General features: G+C 44.7%; 19 protein-coding genes. 1 reads left to right on the top strand and 18 read right to left on the bottom strand.

The features are described from left to right. Positions 1-5: 5 nt before the first annotated feature. The 4 genes from Q8W40_RS26040 to Q8W40_RS26025 form a co-directional block, all read right to left on the bottom strand. Positions 6-731, bottom strand: a complete 726-nt coding sequence (locus tag Q8W40_RS26040; protein WP_305401411.1) for a phospholipase D-like domain-containing protein — start codon at positions 729-731, stop codon at positions 6-8. Then, on the bottom strand, positions 732-5,603 hold the full coding sequence (locus tag Q8W40_RS26035) for a DNA repair ATPase (RefSeq protein ID WP_305401410.1): 4,872 nt from the start codon (positions 5,601-5,603) through the stop codon (positions 732-734). Between the two features lie 64 nt (positions 5,604-5,667). After that, positions 5,668-7,821 carry a peptidase gene (locus Q8W40_RS26030; protein WP_305401409.1) on the bottom strand — a complete coding sequence of 718 codons (2,154 nt, stop codon included), beginning with the start codon at positions 7,819-7,821 and terminating at the stop codon, positions 5,668-5,670. Positions 7,822-7,851: 30 nt separating this feature from the next. Next, positions 7,852-8,496 (bottom strand): DUF1449 domain-containing protein, encoded by a 645-nt coding sequence (locus tag Q8W40_RS26025; RefSeq protein WP_305401407.1) that lies wholly within the window; start codon positions 8,494-8,496, stop codon positions 7,852-7,854. Positions 8,497-8,874: 378 nt separating this feature from the next. Here Q8W40_RS26025 and mutS point away from each other — a divergent pair, with 378 nt between their 5' ends. Further along, positions 8,875-11,406, top strand: a complete 2,532-nt coding sequence (gene mutS, locus Q8W40_RS26020; RefSeq protein WP_305401422.1) for a DNA mismatch repair protein MutS — start codon at positions 8,875-8,877, stop codon at positions 11,404-11,406. Between the two features lie 66 nt (positions 11,407-11,472). Here the strand turns inward: mutS and Q8W40_RS26015 are convergent, their stop codons facing one another. The 14 genes from Q8W40_RS26015 to rlmD all read right to left on the bottom strand — a co-directional run bounded on the left by Q8W40_RS26015 (position 11,473) and on the right by rlmD (position 26,332). Further along, positions 11,473-11,994, bottom strand: coding sequence for a hypothetical protein (locus Q8W40_RS26015; protein ID WP_305401405.1), 522 nt, complete (start codon positions 11,992-11,994; stop codon positions 11,473-11,475). Between the two features lie 190 nt (positions 11,995-12,184). After that, on the bottom strand, positions 12,185-13,171 hold the full coding sequence (rpoS, locus tag Q8W40_RS26010; protein ID WP_104401354.1) for an RNA polymerase sigma factor RpoS: 987 nt from the start codon (positions 13,169-13,171) through the stop codon (positions 12,185-12,187). A 59-nt stretch (positions 13,172-13,230) separates the two neighbouring features. Next, positions 13,231-14,157 carry a peptidoglycan DD-metalloendopeptidase family protein gene (locus tag Q8W40_RS26005; protein ID WP_305401421.1) on the bottom strand — a complete coding sequence of 309 codons (927 nt, stop codon included), beginning with the start codon at positions 14,155-14,157 and terminating at the stop codon, positions 13,231-13,233. A 16-nt stretch (positions 14,158-14,173) separates the two neighbouring features. Then, positions 14,174-14,800, bottom strand: a complete 627-nt coding sequence (locus tag Q8W40_RS26000) for a protein-L-isoaspartate(D-aspartate) O-methyltransferase (protein WP_305401402.1) — start codon at positions 14,798-14,800, stop codon at positions 14,174-14,176. After that, positions 14,801-15,547 carry a 5'/3'-nucleotidase SurE gene (gene surE, locus Q8W40_RS25995; protein ID WP_305401401.1) on the bottom strand — a complete coding sequence of 249 codons (747 nt, stop codon included), beginning with the start codon at positions 15,545-15,547 and terminating at the stop codon, positions 14,801-14,803. A 99-nt stretch (positions 15,548-15,646) separates the two neighbouring features. Further along, positions 15,647-16,699 (bottom strand): tRNA pseudouridine(13) synthase TruD, encoded by a 1,053-nt coding sequence (gene truD, locus Q8W40_RS25990; protein ID WP_305401400.1) that lies wholly within the window; start codon positions 16,697-16,699, stop codon positions 15,647-15,649. 3 nt (positions 16,700-16,702) lie between these two features. Then, positions 16,703-17,179, bottom strand: a complete 477-nt coding sequence (gene ispF, locus Q8W40_RS25985; protein ID WP_305401398.1) for a 2-C-methyl-D-erythritol 2,4-cyclodiphosphate synthase — start codon at positions 17,177-17,179, stop codon at positions 16,703-16,705. Positions 17,180-17,189: 10 nt separating this feature from the next. Continuing rightward, entirely contained in the window at positions 17,190-17,915 is a 726-nt protein-coding gene (gene ispD / locus Q8W40_RS25980) for a 2-C-methyl-D-erythritol 4-phosphate cytidylyltransferase (protein ID WP_305401396.1), read from the bottom strand. Positions 17,916-17,927: 12 nt separating this feature from the next. Then, entirely contained in the window at positions 17,928-18,215 is a 288-nt protein-coding gene (ftsB, locus tag Q8W40_RS25975; protein ID WP_305401394.1) for a cell division protein FtsB, read from the bottom strand. 158 nt (positions 18,216-18,373) lie between these two features. Next, positions 18,374-19,675 (bottom strand): phosphopyruvate hydratase, encoded by a 1,302-nt coding sequence (eno, locus tag Q8W40_RS25970; protein WP_305401392.1) that lies wholly within the window; start codon positions 19,673-19,675, stop codon positions 18,374-18,376. A gap of 77 nt (positions 19,676-19,752) precedes the next feature. After that, complete coding sequence (locus Q8W40_RS25965; RefSeq protein WP_305401391.1) at positions 19,753-21,393, bottom strand: CTP synthase; 1,641 nt, start codon at positions 21,391-21,393, stop codon at positions 19,753-19,755. Between the two features lie 214 nt (positions 21,394-21,607). Next, on the bottom strand, positions 21,608-22,414 hold the full coding sequence (gene mazG / locus Q8W40_RS25960; RefSeq protein ID WP_305401389.1) for a nucleoside triphosphate pyrophosphohydrolase: 807 nt from the start codon (positions 22,412-22,414) through the stop codon (positions 21,608-21,610). 250 nt (positions 22,415-22,664) lie between these two features. Beyond that, the gene (gene relA, locus Q8W40_RS25955; protein ID WP_305401388.1) at positions 22,665-24,884 is read right to left on the bottom strand and encodes a GTP diphosphokinase; all 2,220 of its coding nucleotides are present in this window, start codon (positions 24,882-24,884) and stop codon (positions 22,665-22,667) included. A gap of 128 nt (positions 24,885-25,012) precedes the next feature. After that, positions 25,013-26,332, bottom strand: a complete 1,320-nt coding sequence (rlmD, locus tag Q8W40_RS25950; RefSeq protein ID WP_305401387.1) for a 23S rRNA (uracil(1939)-C(5))-methyltransferase RlmD — start codon at positions 26,330-26,332, stop codon at positions 25,013-25,015. Positions 26,333-26,461 lie beyond the last annotated feature (129 nt).

The following is a 26,461-nucleotide window of genomic DNA, read 5'->3' as shown; positions in this document are numbered from 1 at the left end:
GTCGGTCATTGAGAACTCTCCTTATGCAGTTCAGGTTGATGGAATGGAAACTTTTGCCAAAGCTGTTCAAACTGCTTTTGATACGGCTTAATAAAGCGCGCGTCATCCGTCAGCGTAATGTCTTCTTCATTGTACTTAGACGCACTACGCGTCCAATTGAAACTGCCATTTAACAAGCGAACACCGTCGAAAATCGCAAATTTATGATGCATATGATAAGAAGTGGTATCAACCTTCACTTCCACACCTTTCTCCACCAAATAATTCACATCGTTACCCTTATCAAAGATCTTATCGTTGTCTGTCACAACTCGAACTTTTACACCACGTTGATGGGCTTTGATGATGTACTTCGTCAATTCGTCGTCTGCAATGGTAAAGACGCAGATATCAATCATGTGACGAGCTTGGTTAAGCTGCTTAATGATCCCTTCCGCACAAGAACGTCCGGGAGAAAACCAGCACCCAACTAAATCACCACCCGCATCCGATTTTGCGTTGTCCAGCACCTTGATGGTCTTTTCAAGCCAGCGTACGATGCTGCTGGCATCGGCGCCGTCATTGATATTTTGATGAGCCAGTTTAAAACTTTGATTGCGTAGGAATGAGCGTTCTTCCTGTTTGAGATCGGCATTACTTAACTTGTCGTTAAGTTCACGCCTCTCAGAATCATCCAAGCGGTGATCTTCAATCGATGACTTAAGCAGTTCGTGCAGTTGTTCCCTATTCACCTATTTATCTCCTAATCCTTGAGTGACGCGACTCATTGTTTGGTTAAGCGCGGCGAGTTGTTGTACAACCTGCCCTGCCCTATCTTCAGAATCTCCCATCAACTGGTTCCGCTGATAGCCTTCTCTGATCTCATTCCAGCGAGCTTGTTGCTCTTGTGTCATTCCGCCACGAAGTTCTGCCAATTTCAGCAAGTTTTCTTCGGTGCCGTTTGTCAGTGTTTGGGCTTCACCCTGATAGTGATCTTGCAAAAGTGTTTGAAGTTCTTCTTCGGTCATCACCGATGAGATCTTCTCTGCCAACTTATTCATGTTTCGATAAGAACCTTGCAACTTAAATGGTGGTTCTACACGGTATTGATCCGCGGTAGCGGCAGACGCGATGTATTGTTGGTTAACTTTTAGTACGGTTTGCTGCACAGTAAGCAGCTTTTGCAAAGTCGATACGATTTCAGAAGACTCAGTCGCAGAGTAGGTGTGAGACATATCACTCAATGGAATGCCTTCACCATTCGCCATTCGTACAAAGCGATACAAGTCGTTCAGATCACGGGTCGCCAGTGGAGCAAGAACAGGGTGAGAAGTCAGCGAGTTCTCGACAAAACTGAGTTCAAACGCCTCTTTCTGATCCGATAACATGTCACCTAGGTTGTAGATGTCTGCACGGTTTGCCAGCATATCTGGGATTCGGAACATATCGCCAGATTCCGTGTATGGGTTACCGGCCATCACGACTGAGAACTTCTTGCCACGCATATCGTAGGTCTTTGTTTCCCCACGCCACGTGCCTTCAATTCGCCTTGTTCCATCACACAGAGATATGAATTTCTGCAAGAATTCGGGATGGGTGTGCTGAATGTCGTCGAGATAAAGAAGAACGTTGTTCCCCATTTCAAACGCGAGGTTGATCTTCTCAATCTCTCGAGCGGCATTTTGATCGGGTGCATCACGAGGATCAAGCGATGTAACTTGATGCCCAATCGACGGACCATTGATCTTCATAAAGACCAAGCCCAACTTATGCGCCACATACTCGATCAAGGTGGTTTTACCATAACCCGGAGGAGAAATAAGAAGCAGCATCCCCATCAAATCGGTACGCTTATTTTCTCCAACCGTACCCATTTGCTTGGCAAAGTTGTCACCAATCAGCGGAAGGTAACTCTCACTGATCAGCTTGTTACGGACAAAAGAGGTAAGCGGTCTTGGTTTGAATTCGCCAAGTCGGAAGTCTGATTTCGCTTCTTGCAGCAATTCAGCTCTCTTATTGAGGTACGACTCAAATTGCGGAATCGTAATACTACGGTGAAGTTCGCAGCGCTGCAGAAAATCGTCTAGAACCAAGCTCAACTTACCTTGCTCTAGATTTCCATGTTCACCCAATAACCCTTCCACCTCACAAGTCAGTGAAAATTCAACAGGGCTAAGGGAAGGTTCAGGTTGCTCTTTCCAAACTGCTATCGCAGCCGCTTCAACGACAAATGCTTCTCCACGGCTTTGCTGATCTGTGTAGGCTGTCAGCCATTGAAGGTGATCTTGCATGCTGACTTCTGGTGCCACTTCACTAGCGCTCCAGCCCAAGCTGCGGCGGAATTGTAAATAGTCATCACATAACTCCATCGCATCACGGCTGACTTCAATTCGATCGTCCGATTTAGCTAGGAGCTGAATCAAATAGTCACTGGCATCAGTGAGTACGCCACGCCCAAACTGAGCGAGATTGGGCTCCAATTCCTTTTGCAGCTGTTGGTACGCATCGGGCGATTGTAAGTGCGTTTTAAGCAAATTCGCGTTATTTGCTTTCGCCTTCCAACCAGAAAGATCTTTGCGTTCTTGGGCAATAAGCCACATCCAAGCTGTCGCGCGTTCTTTTTGTCCAAATCGAAGCGAACCGGCTTGCTCAAACACGGGAAGGAGTTGATTTAGAATCTTTTCCGCGTCGTGATCATGAATGCCTTTGACGTAGCCTTCTTTGTAGCGAGGCGCGGAAAAACGTTGAACCAAACTGAGTAATTGACCCGATTTTCGCGCTGCCAGTAGCGCATCAACATCAAAGTCATCCGCTAAGCTCATTGCGGAATGTAGGATCAAGTAGGATAAATATTCTGCACGGTAGATGGTGTCTGTTTCAGAGGCAACATCCAATTTGGAGATATTTTGCAGTGCAAGGAATTCTTCATCTTCAATAGATTGATAGAAATCCGTTCCAGAGATATGGGTGTTCAACTCACCAGCGTGCTCCACCAATGTTATGTCCAACGGTTGCTGGTTTACACTGAATCGATGTTTACCTAAACGCAGAATTTTGCCACCATCTTCAAAGATGTCTTGATTATCTCTCAGAGAACGAAGCGATTGGTCCTGCACCGATTTCAGCTTTGCATCAACACTGTCTGCTTTTACGCTGTCGCCCAAATCGCGTATGGAATCCGACAACTGGCGTAATTTCATTACCATCGTATCTGTTGCAAAATAACTGTTTAACCCTGCTACATCATCAAATCGGGCTACACGTTTTTCAATGCTATTGAAGGTAACATTAGCCGCTTGCAACAAGTTTTGAATCCGGCGCTGCTGAGCACTCACCAACTGCTGTTTGTGGTTCTCCAGCGTGGATTGGATTTCATCGCGCTTGGTGTAGATTTCTCCAAGAAACTCATCAAAGTCCGCAAATCTGGATTCGAGCTTTTCAAGCTGACCGATTAATTTGGCTAGCTGGTTATCACACTCATCCGGTGTCGTCGCTTGCTCCATGCCACTGTTGACCGATTGTGCAAGTAATTTGAACTGAGCACCAAATTCCGCTTTGGCTTCGTCGCTACGTAGACCGCTATTTTTGTTTCTGAGCTTCGCCGATACCGCATTCAACATGGACGACACTTCAGTAGTCATGTCTAGAATTCGAGTCGACTGTGTCGGATCTTCCGTTTCAATGTCGGTGACTTCTTCTGTCACTAACTGAAGCTCTGAGCGTAGTTGTTCTACCTGTTCTTGAAGGTCTTGAATATCCGACGTTTTTTCTACCGTCTCTAGCTGTTCTTCAACCGATTGGATCTGCTTCTTAAATGGCTGATAGGCTTTTTCATCTTGAAGTAAATCGAGTAACTGCAGATTCAAATATTGTCGTTGTTCATCCAACGACGATAACAACTCATCGACCTTCAACGTATTGATGTAGTGATGTTGTCGCAGCGCCATGGTGTTACCCACCTGCGCTTTCACTTCGGAAAGAAGCGTTAACAGGCTCGCGGCTTGATCTTTCGGCGCTAACTTTACTTTGCCAATCAATGCCGTTACAGCGTCAGATTCTTGCTCTAGCGCGTGTAACGCATGGACTTGAAGCTGCTGAACTTTGGCAAATTCATCAATGATTTTATCGGATGTAGACATCACCTCTTGGATGGCATCACCCAGCCCTAGTGCATAGTCGTGAGCTAGCCAATGATAATGATCCAATGTTGCCTGACACTGTTTCAGCAACGCTTCGTATGCCGCTTGGGTAACTTCCTCCGTCGAGGCAAAATGACAAATCGACAGCACCGACGACAAAGCTCGTACTAATTCTGCATTGCCCAGATTAAACAACGGGCTCGATGCATCACTTTTCGCGCTGTGGCGGCTGTAATAATCTGGCGTTGAATATGGGGTTTCCCATATTCTCATCGGGTGAATCGTAGAAGCTTCTGCGTTTTCAGAAAGCTGGAATACCAGCAAACGACCGTCTGGATACAAACTGTAGCCGTGGCTTTCCATTGGCGCAGAAAACTGCTTTTCAATCATGTTGTAGGTATAAACAACGTAATACCCTTTCACCATGTTGAAAAAGATGTACATCAGATCTTCACCATTCGGAGAGGCTATCTTCTGGAAGAATTTAAGATCCTCCCACGGCATATCGAAATGCTTGCTCTCTCCATTGGCTAAAACAAAGCCATGGGAGTAAAGAATACCGTGCTCTTCAGGCAGTTCTTTTGCACTTACGCCTAACGCATCCGCGCGTGTCACGGCTTGGTTTAGTGGGTTGTATAAAAAATAGCGTTCTTGCTTTTCTCGGTTGGGTAGGACTCTAAGAGCAATCAGATCACCAATAAACGCATAAGCAATACTCGCATCGGCAACACTTTGGTGAGGGTCATCCACCTCTTCACGGTAGATCCCTTTACCCTCTTCGGTATTGTCTTCTACTTTGATGGTAAGGTCGCCACCTACACATTCTACAAAAAGCTTATCTTTGATAGAAACGTGAGGGTATTTCCCTAAAACATGATCGTCACGTGTAGTTTCAATCCAGTCGAAGTCATGCTGAGTTGCTGCCTCTAATGAGGTGTGTCCAAGCGAATCAATGTATTCAATAGAGTGCTTGTTCAGTTGGAATCGGAATACTTTGCGATCTTCCGCGCGCATACCAATTTGGAAGGCAATATACAGCGTGCTTTCTTGCCGAGAAATTTGTGCCAATTTGGCATCTTGGTAATAGGTAAACAGCTCGGTGAATTCATGCACAAACCGAGGTTCAGAGAGAAAGCTCTCTTTCAAACTGATGGGTTCTATTCTGAATGTGCCATCATTTTCATGAAGTTGGTAAAGACCAAATACATCTTCTAACGCGGGTTGCGATTTCATGCCGACATGCACTTCGTAACCGAACAACAGTTGCTGGTTAACCTGAGCCATATCGACTGGCACACATCGCGCTTCCGTCTGCACATTCGCTTTGCCGATCAAAGAGAGTTCTTGACCGCCAAAAACCTGCTGACGTTGCTGATTGAATTGTTGAGAAATGTCTTTAAGTTTGCTGCCTTGTTGAGAAAGGCGAGACTTCAGCACCTCGTAGGCACCGCCTTCAGTGACAGCCTGCTGCGTTGTTTCTGACATGCTTATACCTTTAAAACCCACACTTACAGGAAGCAAGTGTGGGTGTTGGACTCAATAGGGGCGATTAAGATTCAGAACTATCAGAGGTATTTACCGTCTGCTGAATTTTCTTCAGAAGTTCTGTTGCACCACCTTGAGAATTCAGTATGCTCGCCAAAGCTACATTACTTAAGTCACTGCTTTTCAGTTCAGTATTTTCCAGAATATCTTTGATATCTTGCGGCAAGCTACGGTCGCCGTTCATGTATTCCGCAACAAGCGGGTTCAAGACTTTCGACTCTTCAAATTTCACATCCATTGACGCAGAATCAATCACAGTGCGGCGAATTTGCTCCATACCGTCGCCACCAAATAGTTTGATGTCTGCGGCTGCCAAGGCTTGTGCCAACGCTTTCGCGCTTTCACTTGAAACGTCTCTTTGAGCATCAATTCGTGCCAGATCCAGCTCTTTCTCTTGCTGAAGCTGCATAACCCACTTGTCGTGTTCACGTGTTTGGTCATCGTATTTCTGAGCCGCTTCAAAACGTGCAGTTTGCGATTCTGCTTCAGCCAGACCTTTCGCGCGTAGTGCGTTCGCTTCGGCTTCACCAGCACTTTGCAATGTGTATGCTTCTGCTTCACCGGTTTCACGTATCGCTTGGGCGCGTTCACGATCCACTTCCACTTGCGCCAAACCAGTTGCACTGATTTCTTCTTTCTCTGCAAGCGCCATTCGCTCTTTCGCAGCGGCTTCACGCTCTTTCAACAAGTATTGCGCTTCAGCTTCTTTCGCTGCCGCCTCTAGTTCTGCTTCCGCTTGACGCTGACGCACTATTTTTTCTGCGTCAGCTTGCTTGGTTGCCACTATATGTGCTGCTTCCGCTTCACGAGTTTTCACCGCTAATTCGTTTTCAGCATCACGAGTTTTCACTTTCAGTTCTGCGTCTTTCTCGATCAATAAACGCTCTGCTTTTTCTTTCGCTGCGTCTTTTTCAGCGCGCGCCGCAACAAGTAACTCGAGTTGCTTCGCTTCTGCAATGGCTTCAGCCTCAACCATAGAAACGCGCTTCTTACGGTTAACTTGCTCATTGACACGCAAGTTTTCAGTCTCTTCCTCTTCACGTGCAATCTTTCTTTCAATTTCTACGCGTTGTGAACGAGTTTCAGCGACGGATTTAAGTGCTTCTTCGACAGATGTTTCTTTTTCCATCTCTTTTTGTACCACTTCAGAAGAAGTGCGAACTTTTTCAGTTTCCACCGCACGGCTTAGCTCTTCTTCTTGAATCGCTACCTGACGCTTATTCGCGATACGCGTCATTTCGACTTCCATCTCTACGCTTTCACGTTTCTTAGAGACTTCTTCTTCGGTTTCTAATTTCGCGAGCTGAGAGACACGTTGGTATTCTTGGCGCTTCTCTTCAGAAAGTGCATTTTCTTGCGCTTCAATAATTTCAATTTCACGCTGAGTACGTGCAATGCTTTCTTTTTCTTGCTTGTCTAGTTGAAGGCGGTTTGCTTCTGCTTCAACGTCTTTTTTCTTGATGGTTGTGCGCTCGTCTTGGCGGATCGCATTGGTTTCCGTGTTCTTCTGAGCAGTGATAGAAGAAATTTTGCGGATACCTTCAACATCTAGAATGTTATCTGGGTTGTGGGCTTCAAGTGATGTTTGGTCAATCTTATCTATAACCACATCATAGATTTTGAAACCATCCATTTCGCTACCGATAACTTGAACAACAGCATCACGGAATGTGCGTCGGTTGGTCAACAGCTCTACAAATTCAAACTGCTTAACCGCTGTTTTCAGTGCTTCAGAGAATTTAGGTTGGAAGTGTTCTTTAAGGCGGTCGAGATTAGAGGCTTCATTCGCTGTGAAAAGTTTCGCTACGCGAACAATATCGTCTTCTTCATGGTTAACACCAATATAGAAATCCACTTTCAAGTCAGCACGGATATTATCGCTGCAATGCAAACCTTCGTATTCTTCGCCTTCTTGGTCTTTACGACCACTGCGAACAACCGATATTTTCTTACGTGTGATATCCATATATTCGAATCGGTTCACAACCGGCCAAACAAAGGTACCCGTTAGCGATGCTCTTGTTCTGTCGATGCCATTTACGATTAAGGCTTCACCTTCAATTCTGACTTTTTTATAGCGAGAAGTAAGAAAAATAAGAACCATTAAAAATAGCACGACACCGGCTAATATGAACACCATACTGGGTGATAAAACCATGACCAACTCCTTAAAGGGTTTTAATTGTATTTATGCTTTCGCAACGAAGTAGCGCTGCGATTCATTATCTTTAGACACGATGACCACTTCATCGCCATATTGAATGTCTTGCTGACTGCTGGATAGCACATCCAACAATACTTCATTGCCGTTATGCAGAATAATGACCTCTCCACCAACATCTTGGCTGACTTGGCTACTGTGCACTTTTGCTCTGAGCCCAATGTAGTCAATCTTGGCAAAGGCGTTTTCTTTGTTAAAAAACGGAGCCAAGGGTTTAAGCAAGATCGAGGCTATGTATAAGGCTATGTAAGCAACAATCGGCAATGAAATAACACCAAAGACAATAGACAGCGTATCGGACAAAGAAGAAAGTAGAAGCGTATCGAGGTAGTACTCGATAATCGTTGCGACAAACAGGCTAACGCATAACGCAATAGGTAGTGGAACTTTGGTTAATATGGGAGGCAAAATGAGACTGCCACCTGTCATATTATCCAAGTCAACGATATCCAGTTCACCCAATAAACCTTCAAATACATCAAAGACCAAATCAATGAGCATGATGACAAAGAAGATGATAAAAGGAATAAAAAAGACGTTCGTCGGAAACGAGAGTAGTACCGACAAAAACAGTTCAAAAGCCATGCGTTTATCCAATTTGTTGTTAGTCACTGCCTAGCCGGGCTAATGCTAACGTTTATCTATTTAAGATTTATTTTCAAAACGATACAGAACGACCTATTAAAATAAAAGTCAGTTACAGGGTTTATTGATGCGCTTCAAAAAAATACATTGAATTTACTATCAATGAGAAATCGGTTCAGAATTCCTATTGAAGAATTGCTATCCCATGGAACGAAATCGTGTTCCATTTAAGCTCGCGTTAAAATCTATTTTTCTCATCCTGTCTGTTGGATTACAACCAAGCCCAAAACGCCATTGCTTTCTGGCTGGCTGGTTAATATCATTTACGCCACATTTTTGTCTGATAAGACAATCAAAAAGGAAAAACCAGTGACAACCAGCACCGCTACGCAAAAACACACGCCGATGATGCAGCAATACATGAGGCTCAAGGCGGAAAACCCTGACATCTTGCTTTTTTATCGCATGGGCGATTTTTACGAACTCTTTTATGATGATGCAAAGCGGGCGTCTCAGTTACTGGATATTTCTCTGACGAAACGTGGTGCCTCTGGCGGTGAGCCTATCCCTATGGCGGGGGTTCCTTTCCACGCTGTAGAAGGCTACTTGGCAAAACTGGTTCAACTCGGTGAGTCGGTAGCGATATGTGAGCAAATTGGCGACCCTGCCACCAGCAAAGGACCGGTAGAGCGTAAAGTGGTTCGTATCGTAACACCGGGTACCGTCACAGACGAAGCCCTTCTTGCTGAACGAGTCGATAACCTCATTGCCGCCATTTACTACCACAATGATAAATTTGGGTACGCAACACTCGATATGACATCGGGCCGTTTTCAGCTCATGGAACCCGATACAGAAGAAGCCATGGCGGCAGAACTGCAGCGTACCACCCCTAAAGAATTGCTTTTCCCAGAGGATTTTGAACCTGTTCATTTGATGGCAAGCCGAAATGGTAACCGCCGTCGCCCTATCTGGGAATTTGAATTGGATACCGCAAAACAGCAGCTTAATCAGCAATTTGGTACGAAAGACCTGGTTGGCTTTGGTGTTGAAAAAGCGGAGTTAGGCTTATGTGCCGCGGGATGTCTGATTCAGTACGTAAAAGACACGCAGCGTACCGCTCTGCCACACATTCGATCATTGACTTACGACCGACAAGATCACTCAGTGATCTTAGATGCCGCCACTCGACGTAACCTAGAAATCACTCAAAACTTGGCAGGCGGGTCGGAAAATACTCTCTCGGAAGTGCTCGATTATACGGCAACTGCAATGGGTAGCCGTATGCTCAAACGTTGGCTGCACCAACCGATGCGTCAGTTAGATACCTTGAACCAGCGATTAGATGCGATTTCTGAAATAAAAGAGAGCGCACTGTTTGGTGAACTGCACCCTGTGCTAAAACAGATCGGTGACATAGAACGAATTTTGGCAAGGCTGGCTATTCGCAGCGCGAGACCACGGGATCTAGCTCGCCTTCGCCATGCAATGCAGCAACTTCCCGAGCTTTCAGAGATCCTCGAAAGTGTGGCTCATCCTTACCTTAAAAAGCTTGCCGGTTTTACCTCTCCTCAAGATGAACTGTGTGAATTACTTGAGCGTGCCATTAAGGAAAACCCACCAGTGGTTATTCGTGATGGTGGTGTGATTGCGCAAGGCTACAGTGTTGAACTTGATGAATGGCGTGATCTTGCTGATGGCGCAACAGAGTACTTAGAAAAACTCGAAACTGAAGAACGTGATCGACATGGTATCGATACACTCAAAGTCGGCTATAACAATGTTCACGGTTTTTTCATTCAAGTGAGTCGTGGTCAAAGCCACCTTGTTCCACCTCACTATGTTCGCAGGCAAACATTGAAAAATGCCGAACGTTACATCATTCCTGAGCTAAAAGAGCATGAAGACAAAGTTCTGAGTTCGAAATCTAAAGCGCTTGCGATAGAGAAAAAACTTTGGGAAGAATTGTTCGATCTACTTCTACCTCACCTTGAAGCAATGCAAAACCTTTCCTCTGCATTATCACAGCTGGATGTTTTGCAAAACTTAGCCGAGAGAGCAGAAAGCCTAGACTATTGCCGCCCGACGTTGAAAGACGAAATTGGCATACACATTCAGGCAGGTCGTCATCCAGTGGTTGAGCAAGTGATGGATGATCCCTTTATCGCCAACCCGATTGTTCTGGGTGAAGAGCGTAAAATGCTGATCATTACCGGTCCTAATATGGGTGGTAAATCCACCTATATGCGTCAAACTGCGTTAATCACGCTACTGGCGCACATTGGTTCTTATGTGCCTGCTGAATCTGCTGTTATCGGGTCAACAGATAGAATCTTTACCCGAATTGGCGCATCGGACGATTTAGCCTCTGGTCGCTCAACCTTCATGGTCGAGATGACTGAAACAGCCAACATTCTCCACAATGCCACGGCACATAGTTTGGTGTTAATGGATGAGATTGGACGCGGAACCAGCACCTATGATGGCTTATCGTTAGCATGGGCAAGTGCGGAGTGGCTGGCAAAAAACATTGGCGCGATGACTTTATTCGCGACACACTACTTCGAATTGACCGAACTACCAAACCAGTTGCCAGCATTGGCTAACGTACATTTGGACGCCGTCGAGCATGGTGACACCATTGCGTTTATGCATGCTGTTCAAGAAGGTGCCGCGAGCAAATCTTATGGTTTGGCGGTTGCGGGTTTAGCTGGTGTGCCAAAAACTGTCATTAAGAATGCACGAGCCAAATTGAACCAGCTGGAGCAGTTGAGCAACCAACAACCCAATTCACCTAACCAAGTGGATGTGGCAAATCAGTTGAGCTTGATTCCGGAACCAAGCGATATTGAATTAGCACTTTCGGATATCGACCCAGATGACCTTACCCCAAGACAGGCTTTGGATGCGCTGTATCGACTGAAGAAAATGTTGTGATTGAAAAATCTGTTGCGACTTAGCAATTAAAAAGGGCGTGAATTTTCTCGCCCTTTTTCACATTTATTATTCGAAAGAGAGATTTACCTTGTTTGTCACCCCTCTTTCAATGTCTACGTAACCTGTTGCAACAAGTTTGTTTCCTGCATAGGCTTCCGCTTTTACATAGTAGCGACCGCTATTGACAACCGCCAAAGCACTCATTCTGAAGAAGGTCACTGGCTTATCAACGATATAACCTTCAGACGTAATTGGGAATAGGTACATCTTCGCATCCAATTCCCCTCCACTATCCAAATGTATCGCTTTACCAATTTTCACTTCTGTTAACCCTTTTGGATTTTTCGCTTTAGATACAGACACCTTGCCAAAATCTGGTGAATGAACGGTTGCATCGGTGATGTAAAACGACGTCTTTTTAGTGGAACGTGTTTCTGTAATCGCGTTATCTGTTGATGACGAAGAACCACCAAACACCGCATCAATCGTTGAGTTACTAATATCCTTAACAATTTGATTTTGTTGTGTAGAAGAACATCCTGTTAGAACTAAAGCCGATACAATCGTGGGGAGAATTAAGCGTTTCATTGAAGTCCTTTGAATATTTTTAATAATATCGCGAAACATTTTGCTTAAAAATCACACTTAGATCAAACATACATTTAATAAATACATTAAGAGTGTTAACAAAATAAGACGACTTAGATCCCAAAAATACAAATTCTATGCACAAACAAAAAGAGCTGCCGTTGGCAGCTCCTCCTTCACATTTCAACGCCTAGTCGTTTTCGACATTAAATAGCGATTCCATGTTCAGACCTTGTTTCACTAAGATCTCTCTTAAACGGCGAAGCCCTTCAACTTGGATCTGACGAACGCGTTCACGAGTTAGATTGATTTCTCGCCCTACTTCTTCCAAAGTGGATGGTTCATAGCCAAGAAGACCAAAACGTCGTGCAAGCACTTCTTTCTGCTTAGGGTTTAGATCATCAAGCCAGTCAATTAAAGAATGTTTTATATCGTCATCCTGCGTACAAACTTCAGGATCAGAATTATTGATGTCTGGAATGATGTCGAGTAGTGCTTTTTCACTTTCGCCGCCAATTGGCGTATCCACAGAACTGACTCTCTCATTAAGACGAAGCATCTTACTCACGTCATCAACAGGTTTATCAAGTTTTTGTGCGATTTCTTCAGCCGTCGGTTCGTGATCAAGCTTCTGAGAAAGCTCTCGAGCTGTTCTAAGATAAATATTCAGCTCTTTTACAACGTGAATAGGCAGTCGAATGGTTCTTGTTTGATTCATCAACGCCCGTTCAATGGTTTGACGGATCCACCAAGTTGCGTAAGTTGAGAATCGGAAACCTCTCTCTGGATCAAATTTCTCTACTGCACGGATTAAACCTAAATTACCTTCTTCGATAAGATCGAGCAGTGCAAGACCACGGTTACCGTAACGGCGTGAAATTTTCACAACTAATCGCAGGTTACTTTCGATCATTCGTTTGCGGGCAGCTTCGTCACCGCGAAGTGCGCGACGCGCATACAAAACTTCTTCTTCGGCGGTAAGCAGTGGAGAAAAACCAATCTCTCCTAGGTAAAGTTGAGTGGCATCTAAGCTTTTCGACGTGACTTCAAAGTCTTCTTTTTGCTCAGATTGTTTTTCAGGTGTCAGAGCTCTTGTTTCTGCGGCAGGTTGTTCCATTGCAACCGCTTCAACTTCAAACTCTTCTTCGACTTTCGTTACTGCATTGCTGATACTCATAGTGCCTCCCCCTGGCGAGTTCGCAAGACATTACTACTATCAATGTCGTTGAATTGTAACTAGGGCAAGTAGCGCTTAGGATTCACTGACTTTCCCTGATAGCGAATTTCGAAGTGTAAACGAACACTGTTGGCGCCAGATGAACCCATTGTTGCGATTTTCTGACCAGCTTTTACACTTTGTCCTTCTTTTACTAGCAAGCGTTCATTATGGGCATAAGCACTGAGATAGTTGTCATTATGTTTGACGATGACAAGATTGCCATATCCGCGCAGCGCGTTACCTGAATAAACGACTGTTCCTTCCGCAGTAGAGACTATGGATTGACCTCGCTGTCCCGCAATGTCTATCCCTTTATTTCCCTGCTCTCCTGTGGAAAAACCTTTTGTGATTCGACCCTTAGTAGGCCATAACCACTTAGAAATCTTAGTATTATTCTTTTTTGTTGTCTTAACAGGTTTGTTAACAACCTGTTTACTTTTATTTTCAACATACTCCTTTGATCTGGATTGATCAAGCTTCTTTGTTGATTCTTTTTTAACCTGTGACTTTTCTTTCTTTTTCGGCTCACTCACTTTTGATTTGGGAACACTCGCAGCTGTCGCTGTTGCAGCCCCTGCTGTCGCCACCGTTGCTGCCGATGCAGTAGTCACTGCCGCTACTTTAACGGAGTCAGAACCCGAGCCAGCTAAATCTGGTGCGACATAAGCAGGTTGCCATAATCGGATTTTTTGACCGGGGTGAATCGTGTAAGGAGAGGAAAGTCTATTGTATTTAATGAGTTGATTAACGTCTTTGCCCGTTACATAAGCAATGAAATATAGGGTGTCACCTTTTTCGACTTCGTAATAACTACCACGATAGCTGCCACGTTCTACTTGCTCATAATTCTTCCCTAAGCTAGAAACTGGTGCAGGGCTGTGCGCTGCACACCCTACCAGTGTAGTAGCGAGAATTATTTGAAAAAGCGAAGCTGTTATTTTCAGTGACACTCAATACCCTTTAAGCTAAATCACCTGCAACCAATGGTACAAATCTAACTATTTCAATTACTTCTGTAACTATCTCATTGTTAAATTTTTGTACTTTGATCAAGGTTTGTTCGGCTTCGCCGACAGGGATCACTAAGATCCCACCTTCATTTAACTGGTCCACTAGTGCTGTTGGCACTTCACTGGCTGCCGCTGTAACAATAATGGCATCAAATGGCGCTTTTGCTGTCCAGCCTTTCCAACCATCACCATGCTTGGTTGAAACATTATAGATATCCAGTTGCTTCAACCTGCGTTTCGCGTCCCACTGCAATGACTTGATACGCTCAATAGAATAGACATGCTCCACCAGCTGGGCCAATACTGCAGTTTGATACCCCGATCCCGTCCCCACTTCAAGTACCTTACTGTCAGTACGAAGATTTAAGAGTTCGGTCATTTTTGCCACAATGTAGGGCTGAGATATTGTCTGTCCTGCTCCAATGGGCAACGCGTTGTTGTCATAAGCCTGATGCATCATTGCTTGTGAAACAAAGGACTCTCTTGGCAATCGTCGAATAGCATCCAATACATTGATATCTTGGATACCCATTCCCTGCAAAAATTCAATTAATTTATTGGCTTGTGGATGACTCATCTACTTATTCCCCTTTAACCAATGCTCCATGCTTGGTAAAGATTCATGCGCCGTCAAATCTACTTGGAGCGGCGTTATAGACACTAATCGATTTGAAATTGCATGGAAATCGGTTCCTTTCCCTGCATCCTGTTCTTTTCCAGGAGGACCTAACCAATAAATTTCATGTCCTCTTGGGTCCTTTTGCTTAATCATGTCTTCGGCATGATGGCGAGCCCCGAGCCTTGTTACTTTGAAAGGCTCAAGATCATGAATCGGAATATCTGGAACATTCACATTAATCAGTCTGTTGGTCGGAATAGGATGGATAAGATGCTGCTCAACCAATTGTTTTGCGACATATGCAGCGGTTTCAAAATGATGTTTGCCCGCCAACGATATTGCAATCGACTGAACCCCAAGAAAGTGCCCCTCCATCGCTGCTGCGACAGTTCCTGAATACAGGACATCATCACCTAAGTTTGCACCATGGTTTATCCCCGAGACAACAAGGTCTGGCTTATCCTCTTTCAACAGTTCATTCAACGCAAAGTGCACACAGTCCGTTGGTGTTCCTTGCACTGAATACACGTTTTTTTCTAGTTCAATGACTCGTAAGGGTGTTTCAAGCGTCAGGGAGTTAGAAGCACCGGAACGATTCCGATCTGGAGCAACAAGAATAACGTCAGCAATATCTGACAGTGCACGCTTTAGTTCATGTATGCCTTGAGCATGAACACCATCATCATTGCTCAATAATATTTTCATCTATATCTCTACCCAATACCGAAAGGGTTAATACGCTACAAAGATTATACGCTTTTAAGGTTATGTACTTTCTCTGTTAAGTGCTTTCTAGATTAAGTACTAAGAAGGCGAAAATTGACGCTCTTCTTCCTCAGCATTCACCAATTCACGCATAATAGAAGTAGCAAAACATCCGGAAGGTAACCAGAATTTGAGTGCGATCTCATTATCCTGTACATCCCACGCTAATTCTTTAGGGAAAAGCTGCACTGCCCGACGTTCATGTCGCATTCTGTTGCCGCGAATAAGTGCCATCAAATCAGGCTCAGCTTCCATGCAAGGCTGCTCTATATTCAGTGCAGCATCGGATGTTGGCAGTGCGTTATCACCAGCCATTGCCGCTGTTATTTCGGCTTTTCCGTTAGAGACAAGTTGCTCGCTGTCTGCAAAGTTGTCCTCTGTCACTTTAAGCGTGCCTTCTGCATTTAAAAGGATGTCGCCAATCAGTGGAGATTGCCACACGCCCGATTCAATTCGCTTGGAAAGAATGTGATTGAATATCCACGAACGTGCACTAGAAAGATACAAGCTGCGCTTGTTTTGATTGCGAGTGCGCACATTTTCTCGTCCCCAACGTCGAGCCTCTTCTACGTTGTTCCCATCACGCCCGAAACGTTGTGCACCAAAATAGTTTGGCACACCATGGCGAGTAACATTCTCCAAGCGTGATATCACACTCGGAATATCCGTCACTTGAGTCAGTGTTATCTCAAAGAAATTGCCTTTCAAATCGCCCGGTCTTAATTTTTTGTTATGGCGGGTTATATCGAGAATTTCGATGCTGGGATACTGCGTTAAAAATGCAGAAAAGTCGGGAGTATCGCCTTTGGGCAAATGGATACTTAACCATTGTTCAGTCACGGCATGTCTATCTTTTAAGCCTGCCCAGCTGACGTCTTTTGATTTCACGCCACATGCTTTAGCCAATTCATTCGCAACAAAACTGGTATTTTCACCCGTTTTTCGAATTAGCAGCATTAAGTGCTCTCCAGCACCTGTAAATGAAAAACCCAAGTCTTCTTTCACAACAAAATGTTGCGGCTGTGCTTTTAACTTTGCCTCTGCTTGAGGCTTTCCATTTGAATACGCAAATGGGGTGAGAATATCGTTCATAATTTACTTCTTGATGATTAAAGCCACTGCTTCTGTCGCAATGCCTTCTTTTCTACCAGTAAAACCAAGACGTTCAGACGTCGTCGCTTTCACATTAACGTTGCTGATCTCGGTTTCTAGATCTTCTGCTATGGATTCACACATTGCGTTAATGTGAGGTGCCATTTTAGGCGCTTGAGCAATTATCGTGACGTCGACATTGCCAATGACATAGCCTTTTTCTTTCACGAGGCGGTACACGTCTCGCAGCAATGCACGGCTATCTGCACCTTTCCATTTATCATCGGTATCAGGAAAATGACGACCTATATCACCTTCAGCGATAGCACCAAGTAGTGCATCGGACAGAGCGTGAAGCGCCACGTCACCATCGGAGTGAGCAACAAGACCAAATTCGTAAGGCACCTTGACCCCACCAATGATAACCGGTCCTTCACCACCAAATTTATGTACGTCGAAACCGTGTCCAATTCGAATCATTTTGTATTCCTTAATCATTCCGGCTCAGATAGAACTCAGCGAGTGCTAAATCTTCTGGTTGAGTAATCTTAATGTTGTCAGAGCGACCTGTTACTAATAGAGGCTGATAACCACATCGCTCCATAGCCGAGGCTTCGTCTGTAATAAGCGCACCTTGTACAAGTGCCTCATTAAGAACTTCTTGCAACTTTTTGCAGCGAAACATTTGTGGTGTTAGCGCATGCCACAGGTTTTCACGTTCCACTGTATTTTTAATTTGTTGGCTAGCATCGCTGCGTTTCATAGTGTCTTTGACAGGCGCAGCCAAAATACCGCCAACAGCGTGTTCTTTACATGCCGCTATAAGCTTATCAATATCACTAAGTGTGATACATGGACGCGCGGCATCATGTACCAGAACCCACTCGTTTTGTGCAAAGTGAGTATTTATATGATTCAATCCAGAAAGAACCGAATCGGCTCTCTCAACGCCACCCGCCACTCGTGTTATTTTCGAGTGTTCCGCAATAGCAAGGTCAGAAAAATACTCATCATTTTCGCTCACTGCTATTACGATATGATCGATCTGTGGATGAGAGAGAAGAAGGCGAACCGTGTGCTCTAGTATGGTTTGATCACCAATGGTGAGATATTGCTTGGGGCAATCCGCTTGCATGCGGCTACCAATACCTGCAGCAGGAACGATGGCTATCACACCATCGGCTTGAGAGCCTGTTTGAGAATCTGTTTTTGTCATTACTTTATCTGATTATCTGGAACTGCTTTCTTCGCTAATAATACGGAAGAAAGTTTCGTCATCTTTAATTAACCCTAGCTCATTTCGTGCTCGTTCTTCGATGGCATCCAAACCTTGGCGAAGATCATCAATTTCCGCGAACATTTCTTGGTTCCGTTGACGCAGCTTCTCATTCACATCTTCTTGGATGGCGATGTCTCTTTGAGTTGACGCCAGATCTAGCTCGCCATTCTTGCTGAACCAAACAGCATATTGCAAAGCAATCAGTAATCCGATTAAGACAATGGCAAAGAATCGCATGGTGTCATCCAAGAAAAAAACGTAGGGGCATATATACCATATTCAGGCGGTTAGAGCGAAGAGAACGGCAGAGGTTTGGTCGAGCAGATACAAAAATGCCCCGCACGTGCGAGGCATTTTTTAAAGCATGAAAGCTAAGCGTTTAATTCAGTTAAGAATTAAGCTTGACCTTTAACTTCTTTAAGACCGTTGTAAGGTGCTTTTTCACCTAGAGCTTCTTCGATACGAATTAGCTGGTTGTACTTAGCAACACGGTCAGAACGGCTCATAGAACCCGTCTTGATTTGACCTGCAGCAGTACCTACCGCTAGATCAGCGATAGTTGCGTCTTCAGTTTCGCCAGAACGGTGAGAGATTACAGCTGTGTAACCTGCGTCTTTAGCCATCTTGATTGCAGCTAGAGTCTCAGTTAGAGAACCGATTTGGTTGAACTTGATAAGGATAGAGTTAGCAACGCCTTTCTCGATACCTTCCGCTAGGATCTTAGTGTTAGTAACGAATAGATCGTCACCTACTAGTTGAAGCTTGTCACCTAGTAGTTCAGTTTGGTGCTTGAAGCCAGCCCAATCAGACTCGTCAAGACCGTCTTCGATAGAAACGATTGGGAATTGGTTAGCTAGCTCAGCTAGGTAGTGGTTGAACTCTTCAGAAGAGAAAGTCTTACCTTCGCCTTTCATGTTGTAGATGCCAGCATCTTTGTCGAAGAACTCAGATGCAGCACAGTCCATAGCTAGAGTTACGTCTTTGCCTAGCTCGTAACCAGCATTAGCAACAGCTTCTGCGATAACTTCTAGTGCTTCAGCGTTAGACTTAAGGTTAGGAGCGAAACCACCTTCATCACCAACTGCAGTGCTGTAGCCTTTAGACTTAAGAACTTTAGCTAGGTTGTGGAATACTTCAGCACCCACACGTAGCGCTTCTTTAAGAGTCTTAGCACCAACTGGTTGGATCATGAACTCTTGGATGTCAACGTTGTTATCTGCATGCTCACCACCGTTGATGATGTTCATCATTGGTAGAGGCATAGAGAATTGACCAGGAGTGCCGTTAAGCTCAGCAATGTGCTCGAACAAAGGCATGCCTTTCGCTGCTGCTGCTGCTTTAGCATTCGCTAGAGAAACCGCTAGGATAGCGTTAGCACCGAACTGAGATTTGTTCTCTGTTCCGTCTAGGTCGATCATGATGCCGTCAACGTCAGCTTGAGCTTTCGCATCTTTGCCCACTAGAGCTTCAGCGATTGGGCCGTTTACAGCGCTAACTGCTTTAAGAACACCTTTACCTAGGAAACGTGCTTTGTCACCGTCACGCAGCTCAAGAGCTTCGCGAGAACCAGTAGATGCGCCTGATGGTGCAGCCGCCATACCTACGAAACCGCCTTCTAGGTGTACTTCAGCTTCTACAGTTGGGTTACCACGTGAGTCGATGATTTCACGACCTAGAACTTTAACGATCTTAGACATTAATGTTTCCTCTCGTTCAAATATAAATGTCAAATTTAAAGGGTAGCCGCACTACGTTCGCGACTGCCCGTATCCTTTTACTTCTCTAATTCGTCACGCTGGAATTCACCAGCCGCTTTTACGAAACCTGCGAATAGTGGGTGACCATCGCGAGGTGTTGAAGTGAACTCTGGGTGGAATTGAGCCGCTACAAACCATGGGTGAGCTGGGTTCTCAATCACTTCGACCAGTTTCTTGTCTGCTGACAAACCAGATACTTTTAGACCTGTTTTTTCGATTTGTGGACGAAGATTGTTGTTCACTTCATAACGGTGACGATGACGCTCATGAATCGTTGCGCTACCGTACATTTCACGTGCTTTTGTCCCTTTCGCTAAGTGACAAAGCTGTGAACCAAGACGCATAGTACCACCAAGATCTGAAGTTTCGGTACGTTCTTCAACTTTACCTTCACCGTCAACCCACTCAGTGATCAAACCTACCACAGGGTACTGTGTCTCTTTGTTAAATTCTGTTGAATGCGCACCTTCCATACCCACGACATTACGTGCATATTCAATCAATGCGACTTGCATACCTAAACAAATACCTAAGTAAGGTACGTTGTTCTCACGTGCATACTGCGCTGCACGGATTTTGCCTTCGATACCACGATCGCCAAATCCACCAGGAACCAAGATAGCATCCAAACCTTCAAGCGCTTCTTCGCCTTTGGTTTCGACGTCTTGAGAGTCGACGTATTTGATTTTCACGCTTAGGCGATTCTTAAGACCCGCGTGTTTCAGCGCTTCGTTCACCGATTTGTAGGCATCAGGAAGTTCGATGTACTTGCCCACCATGCCGATAGTAACTTCTGCAGTTGGGTTCGCTTCTTCGTAAATAACCTGTTCCCATTCAGACAAATCAGCTTCTGGAGCATCAATGCCAAAACGAGTACACACAAGATCATCAAGACCTTGAGCTTTAATTAACTGAGGAATCTTGTAGATAGAATCTACGTCTTTCATCGAGATAACCGCTTTTTCCGATACATTACAGAAAAGGGCAATCTTCTTACGCTCGTTTGCAGGAATGATACGATCACTACGGCAAACAAGAATGTCTGGCTGGATACCGATAGACAGCAGCTCTTTAACAGAATGCTGAGTAGGTTTAGTTTTCACTTCGCCCGCTGCTGCAAGGTATGGTACAAGAGTCAGGTGCATAAACATTGCACGCTCACGACCTAATTCAACAGCTAGCTGACGAATGGCTTCCATAAACGGTAGAGATTCAATATCACCTACTGTGCCACCCACTTCAACGATAGCCACATCGTGACCTTCAGAACCTGCAATTACACGGTCTTTGATTGAGTTGGTGATGTGAGGGATAACCTGAATCGTTGCACCCAAGTAATCGCCGCGACGTTCTTTACGTAGAACATCTGCATAAACACGACCTGCAGTAAAATTGTTACGCTTAGTCATTTTGGTGCGAATGAAACGCTCATAGTGACCAAGGTCTAGGTCTGTCTCTGCGCCATCTTCCGTGACGAACACTTCACCATGCTGAGTAGGGCTCATTGTGCCTGGATCAACGTTGATGTAAGGGTCAAGCTTCATCATAGTCACTTTAAGACCACGAGCTTCAAGAATAGCGGCCAAAGAAGCTGCTGCAATACCTTTACCTAGAGAGGATACAACCCCACCAGTAACAAAAATGTAATTTGTCGTCATGTTTAACCTGAAATTGGTTGAATGAGGGAAATGGAATTCTTCTGGACGGGATGCAAATATACCAGAAGGCCGTTACCGCCACAACGTGAAACTTATCACACTCAATATTTTTATTTTTTGCTTCAAATCAAATCAGCAAACTTCAATACGTTAGATAACATTACGTGCTACTACAAAAGAAATTCGTGTTTTTCAGCATTGTAGAACCAGTGAATTATCCGCTTTTTCTTTTTTCATCCACTTTAACTTCGTCCCAAAGCGTATCGAGTTCTTCAAGAGAACACTCCCCAAGGACTTTGCCTTCCGCTCGTACTTTCTCTTCCACCAGCCTGAAGCGGCGTTCAAATTTAGTGTTGGCTTTGCTGAGCGCAGATTCAGGATTTGCGTTCAAATGACGAGAGAAATTGACTACAGCAAAGAGTAAGTCACCCAATTCCTCTTCCACTAAATTTTGATCGGGCGTGACTTGCAGCGCTTCTTCCATGACCTCATCGATTTCTTCTTGAACCTTATCAACGACGGGACCTAACGTTTTCCAGTCAAATCCGTATTGGGCGCATTTTTTCTGAATTTTATTTGCTCGGGACATCGCGGGTAAAGACGTGGGCACGGCGTCGAGAATGCTGGCGTCAGAGATGCCTTTCTCCGCTTTTTCCTTGGCTTTCTCTTGCTCCCAGTTCGCATTGATTTCAGCGTCGGTGGCAAATTCTGCATCAGAAAAAACATGTGGATGACGTCGAGTCAATTTTTCATTCACACCTTCTACTACATCATCAAAATCGAACAAATCTTGTTCTTTTGCCAATTGACTGTAGAAGATAACCTGAAACAGTAAATCACCCAACTCTTCTTTCAAGTTGCTCCAATCACGCTTATGAATGGCATCCACCACTTCGTACGTTTCTTCAATGGTATGAGGCACAATACTGTCAAAGTCCTGCTTCAAATCCCAAGGACAGCCCCCATCCGGATCTCTTAGCTGTTCCATAATTTGCTTAAGCTGTTCAATTGGATGACTCATTTCTCTGTCCTTTAAATACAAATTTTCTAAATTAGGAAATCTCTAAACAAAAAAGGTGAGCAGCATAACCACTCACCTTTATTTTTTCATTCTTCCCGTACTTTAGGGAAAGACTACTTTCATTTTTACTAAGTAGTTGGTTCTTCTAACAAGGTGGTAATCTTGTAAGTCTCCTGAGCATAGCTCGCCTATGTGATGGAGCGAAACAAGTGAAACCAACGCCGTTAGAAATCCAAATACGACGTAAACATTAGCCGAGACGTTTCACCGACATCACATCCTTGATCTGCTCAACTCGCTTCGTCACTCGCGTAAATATTTCCACATTGGTGACTTCTAAATCGAAATCCATTATCGACATTTGCTTTTTGTAATCCGTCCGGCTTTTCATGCTGGTGACTTTGATTTTCTCATTGGCAAACAAGGTGGTGATGTCTTTTAGCAAGCCACCTCGCTCTAGACCTTCAACCCGAACTGTAATGATGTAGGAACCAACGAAACCACTTCCCCAGACGGTATCAATGATACGCTCTGGCGCATGGTGCCTTAGCTCCTCAAGTTGTTCACAGTCACTTCGGTGAACAGAAATACCACGCCCTTGTGTGATGTAGCCTGAGATTTCGTCTCCGGGAATGGGCTGGCAACAACGTGCCAAGTGGGTCATTAGGTTGTCCACACCTTCAACAACCACTGCGTCCTTTTTCGGGCGGCTTTGGGCTGGGGCTTTGTTCTCTTTTTCCTGAAGGCGTTCTAGCGCTTGTTTATCTTCTTCTTCGGCGGTGGGTTTATTCACCAATGCATTGATGTGATTGACGATTTGATTGATTCTCAAATCGCCGCTGCCGATACCGGCATAGAGCTCATCTGGCGTATTCACATTGAATCGTTTCAGCGCATATTGGTCGGCATCTTTTAGAGATGCACCGATTTTCGCTAATTCGGTTTCTAATATTTCACGCCCTGCCTCAAGGTTTTTCTCTCGGCTTTGCTTACGGAACCATGCATTTATTTTGGCGCGTGCACGACCAGAGTGCACGAATCCTAGTGAAGGGTTTAACCAGTCACGAGACGGATTTGGCTCCTTTGAGGTGATGATTTCAACTTGGTCACCCATGGTAAGTTTGTGCGTAAATGGCACAATTCGCCCCGCCACCTTTGCGCCGATACAACGATGCCCGACTTCTGAATGAATGTGATATGCAAAATCTAGTGGCGTTGCGCCCATCGGCAAATCGACCACATCACCTCGTGGGGTAAAGGCATAAACGCGGTCATCAAAGACCTGGCTTCGTAATTCATCCAGCATTTCACCGGAATCGGACATTTCTTCCTGCCAATCCAGAAGTTTACGTAGCCATGTGATCTTCTCATCATAGCCACTGCGACCGCTTGACGCGCCTTCTTTGTATTTCCAGTGCGCTGCGACTCCAAGCTCCGAATCTTCATGCATTTGCTTGGTTCGGATTTGGATCTCGATGGTTTTGCCTTCTGGGCCTAAAATCACCGTATGAATGGATTGGTAGCCGTTAGGTTTCGGGTTGGCAACGTAGTCATCAAATTCACTCGGTAAGTGTTTGTATTTGGTGTGCACGACCCCTAGAGCGGCATAGCAGTCTTGCAGTTTTTCGGCAATAATACGTACTGCTCGAACATCAAAGAGCTCATCAAAAGCTAAGCTCTTTTTCTGCATTTTTCGCCAAATACTGTATATGTGTTTCGGACGACCACTGACTTCTGCATTGATACTACAGACTTTCATTTCTTTGGATAGATCCGTGACAAAATCATCAATGTATTGTTCACGAACAATGCGTCTTTCTGACAGTTGTTTGGCAATTTGTTTGTAGGTTTTTGAATGCTTATAGCGAAAAGCGTAATCTTCAATTTCCCACTTTAGCTGACCAATGCCCAAGCGGTTGGCTAAAGGGGCGTATATGTTGGCACATTCTTTTGCTGCAGCCTGACGCACTTCATCAGACTCGTCTTTCACTTCGCGTAAATTACAAATCCGCTCAGAGAGCTTAATGACGACGCACCTGAAATCGTCAACCATTGCTAGAAGCATTCGTCGTACGTTATCAACTTGTCCAGACGCTGCCGAACCATCCAGCGTGACATTGAGTTGTCCGATTGCCGCCATTTCTTCGACACCATCGATCAGCTTTAATGTCTCTTTGCCATATTTTTCTGTTAACTCTTCGCGGTCATAAAAGCCGGATGTGACCACTGGGAATAGTTGAGCAGAAATGAGCGTCGGCGCATCCATAGACAAAGTGATGAGAATTTCGATCATCTCTCGACCGCGCCACAGTAATAGCTGCGCTTGGGATTCATCACTGAGAAGCTCTTCACAGTGATGATAAACCGCCAGCAACTTATGACTGGTTTTTTCATCTTGTTTTAAGCTGGCTATCCAACTGTCTAATTCAAATTCTTCAGTATTTAAATGCGCACCGCGTACAGCGACCATGTTTCTTTCCTATCTAGCAACAGACATACAGGTAAGTCACCTGTCGATTCTCCAGCAAAATATCCAAGCGGCGGAACATTACCGTGCTTTGACAGATATTAGGGTTTGTTGACCTAGTATGCGTGAAGTTAATCTTTTTCAAATAGCGCCATGCTTTCTAAATGGCTGGTATGGGGAAACATATCAAGCATCCCGATTTTTTTAAGTTTGTAGCCTTGTTCAAGTAAGCTCTGACTGTCACGTGCAAGCGTAGCAGGATTACAGGAAACATACACGACCGCTTTCGCTCCTAATCGCGAAAGTTGATCGACAATACCTGCTGCACCTGCACGTGCGGGATCGAGCAATATTTTATCAAATCGCTTGCTTGCCCATGGCGCTTTGGACATGTCTTCTTCTAAGTTAGCTTGATAAAATTGGACATTGCTGAGCTGGTTTAAGGTCGCATTGTTGGTAGCAACATCCACCATATCTTGAATACCTTCCACACCAATGACGGAGCCCGCTTGTTTCGCTAACGGCAAACTGAAATTACCAAGCCCACAGAATAGGTCCAACACACGCTCATCAGCTTTTGTGTTCAACCATGTTAAGGCTTGAGCAACCATTTTCTCGTTCACTTGAGCATTCACTTGAATGAAGTTTGTTGGCTCAAACGGCAATTCAACCCCCACTTCTTTATAGAAAGGCTGCACGCCAGATACTTTGTTCAACACATCTGCTGCTGGCATTAGATATAGGGTAAGAGCGTGCTCTTCTGCAAATGCCACCAACTGTTTCTGGTCTTTGTCACTCAATTCAGAAGTATGGCGAAGCAAAAATACTAGAGTGTTGTCTGCTTTTACGAGTTCAACATGCCCAATACTTTCCTTTCGAGAAAAAGAACTGAGTAAGTTTTTTGTGGGCACCAATAGCGCTTCTAGTTCTGGGGCAAGCACAGCGCAGCTATCAACATTCGCAATGCGTTTACTCATTTTTTCACGAAAGCCAAAATTCAGCTCACGCGTTTTTTTATCTACCTGCACACTAATTCGAGCGCGGCGGCGGTAACCCACACTTGCGCCTGTTACTTCTTTTTCAAGGGCTAGCTCACTGCCTGAAAACTTTTTCATCAGCTGTTGTAGTGTCTGGTTTTTGTATTCGACTTGAGCCGTTTGCTCCAAATGCTGAAGGTTACAGCCACCACATGACTCATAGTGTTTGCAAAACGGGCTGACTCGCTCTGGGCTGTCTTTCTTTATCTTGATGAGTTTTGCGCGTGAAAATTTACTTTTTTGCTCGGTAAACTGGCCCACAACCGATTCACCGGGCAACGCACCATCAATAAATACAGGTCGCTTGTTATGATAAGCAATGCCCGCCCCATGATGGTCGAGCTTTTCGATGTTGAAAACCTGATGCTTAGTTTCAACAGATGATTTTTTCTTTGGCTGATAAAAACGCGCCATACTTTAATTGCCTATTTTGCTTCAGTGTTTTCTCATTCAGGGTCACTATTTCCCCCCTCAGAGATTGTCGAATTCGGCAGACTTGATTAAGCTAACCGTTTCTTCGTTTATAATGGGTTGTATAGCTTA

Origin of the sequence: Vibrio penaeicida, from assembly GCF_030689305.1 — a bacterium.
Lineage (GTDB): Bacteria > Pseudomonadota > Gammaproteobacteria > Enterobacterales > Vibrionaceae > Vibrio > Vibrio penaeicida_B.
Note: the sequence above shows the minus strand (reverse complement) of the source record. Positions and strands in the feature narration are given on the sequence as shown.

Coding starts and splice junctions, on each gene's coding strand:
- Q8W40_RS26035 (WP_305401410.1), bottom strand. CDS start 5,603: ATGTCAGAAACAACGCAGCAGGCTGTCACTGAAGGCGGTGCCTACGAG.
- Q8W40_RS26030 (WP_305401409.1), bottom strand. CDS start 7,821: ATGGTTTTATCACCCAGTATGGTGTTCATATTAGCCGGTGTCGTGCTA.
- mutS (WP_305401422.1), top strand. CDS start 8,875: ATGATGCAGCAATACATGAGGCTCAAGGCGGAAAACCCTGACATCTTG.
- Q8W40_RS26015 (WP_305401405.1), bottom strand. CDS start 11,994: ATGAAACGCTTAATTCTCCCCACGATTGTATCGGCTTTAGTTCTAACA.
- rpoS (WP_104401354.1), bottom strand. CDS start 13,171: ATGAGTATCAGCAATGCAGTAACGAAAGTCGAAGAAGAGTTTGAAGTT.
- Q8W40_RS26000 (WP_305401402.1), bottom strand. CDS start 14,800: ATGAGTCATCCACAAGCCAATAAATTAATTGAATTTTTGCAGGGAATG.
- surE (WP_305401401.1), bottom strand. CDS start 15,547: ATGAAAATATTATTGAGCAATGATGATGGTGTTCATGCTCAAGGCATA.
- truD (WP_305401400.1), bottom strand. CDS start 16,699: ATGAACGATATTCTCACCCCATTTGCGTATTCAAATGGAAAGCCTCAA.
- ispF (WP_305401398.1), bottom strand. CDS start 17,179: ATGATTCGAATTGGACACGGTTTCGACGTACATAAATTTGGTGGTGAA.
- ispD (WP_305401396.1), bottom strand. CDS start 17,915: ATGACAAAAACAGATTCTCAAACAGGCTCTCAAGCCGATGGTGTGATA.
- ftsB (WP_305401394.1), bottom strand. CDS start 18,215: ATGCGATTCTTTGCCATTGTCTTAATCGGATTACTGATTGCTTTGCAA.
- eno (WP_305401392.1), bottom strand. CDS start 19,675: ATGTCTAAGATCGTTAAAGTTCTAGGTCGTGAAATCATCGACTCACGT.
- Q8W40_RS25965 (WP_305401391.1), bottom strand. CDS start 21,393: ATGACGACAAATTACATTTTTGTTACTGGTGGGGTTGTATCCTCTCTA.
- mazG (WP_305401389.1), bottom strand. CDS start 22,414: ATGAGTCATCCAATTGAACAGCTTAAGCAAATTATGGAACAGCTAAGA.
- relA (WP_305401388.1), bottom strand. CDS start 24,884: ATGGTCGCTGTACGCGGTGCGCATTTAAATACTGAAGAATTTGAATTA.
- rlmD (WP_305401387.1), bottom strand. CDS start 26,332: ATGGCGCGTTTTTATCAGCCAAAGAAAAAATCATCTGTTGAAACTAAG.